General features: G+C 64.2%; 1 pseudogene. It reads right to left on the reverse strand.

Annotated elements, in window-relative coordinates:
* Positions 1-23: 23 nt before the first annotated feature.
* Positions 24-1176: pseudogene (locus tag P9272_RS35835) on the reverse strand (IS5 family transposase); the annotation flags it as partial.

The raw sequence follows: 1176 nt of genomic DNA on the forward strand, positions 1-1176 counted from the left end.
GTCGACCGTGAACAATCCGAGCCCTAAGCGGCGACCGGCTTCGGCCGGATTTGAAGCAGGGCAATCAAGAGCGACAAAAACCCCTTCAGCCACCTGAGCAGGAGGGAGAAGTTGTAGCCGGCGGCGGCCAGGATGGCGTTGAGGGTGTCGCCCTGCTGGCCGGCGAGGTAGTTGCGGCCCATTCTGTGTTCGCTCTTGATGTGGCCGATGACGGGCTCGACCGCCGACCGCCGTCGCATCTGGCGCTTGATGGCTGGGGTGACGCGGCGTTTCTGGCCCGCGGTGAAGACCCTGAGCTTGTGGCTCTGCGGTGCGTTGTGGCCGCGATAGCCGGCGTCGGCGAGGATGCGGCCGATCTCGTTGCCGATGGTCTTTTCCATGTCGGGGATGACGCTTGCCAGCGTGTGGCCGTCATAGGGATTGCCGGGCAGTGCTTTTGCATGCAGGGCGAACTGGCCGCCCCTGGAGCGCTTCAGCGTGGTGGCCACCGACACCTTCACCCCGAACTCGTAGGGCGCATGCGCCTTGCCCTTGCCGATGCATTCCACCTCGTGTGCGTGCAGGCTGTAGATCTTGCGGCCGCGCTGGCGCTGGCGTTGCTCGAGAACGGTGGCGGCCTGGTAGAGCGGCCATTTGAACAGCGTCCAGCCCCTGATCGCCGGCGATCTGGCGACCAATGTCGCGAATGGTCCGGCCGAGATAGGTCTTGAGCTTGCGTAGCGCCTTGTTGGCCCGCTTGAACTGCTTGGCGTGGGCATAGCGCTGGTGGCTGATCAGCGCCAGCTTGCCGACCCGCACATAACTCTGGCGCAAATGGAGACCCGTCCTCTTGGCCAGCCGCACCAGCCGTTCGCGTGCCCGATGGATGAGCTTGGCGTCGGTCGGGAACATGACGTTCTTCGGCTGCACGGTGGTGTCGACGATCACCTGGCGCGTGTCGGCCGGTTTCATCGCCCCGGTCTTGACCGCGAGGCTGAGGCTCTCCTGCAACAGCACCATAATCCGCTCCTCGCCCATACGGCTGCGCCAACGCGTCATCGAGGAGCGGTCGAACGGCAGCGTATGGCAAAAGAACGTCTCGCCGGTGAGATACTGGAAATAAGGGTTCTCCACCCAGCGCTCGCACAGCACCTCATCCGACAGGTTGAAGGTGTGCTTGAGGATCGCCAGCCCCGC

It is taken from the genome of Mesorhizobium sp. WSM4976 (genome assembly GCF_029625685.1).
GTDB lineage: Bacteria > Pseudomonadota > Alphaproteobacteria > Rhizobiales > Rhizobiaceae > Mesorhizobium.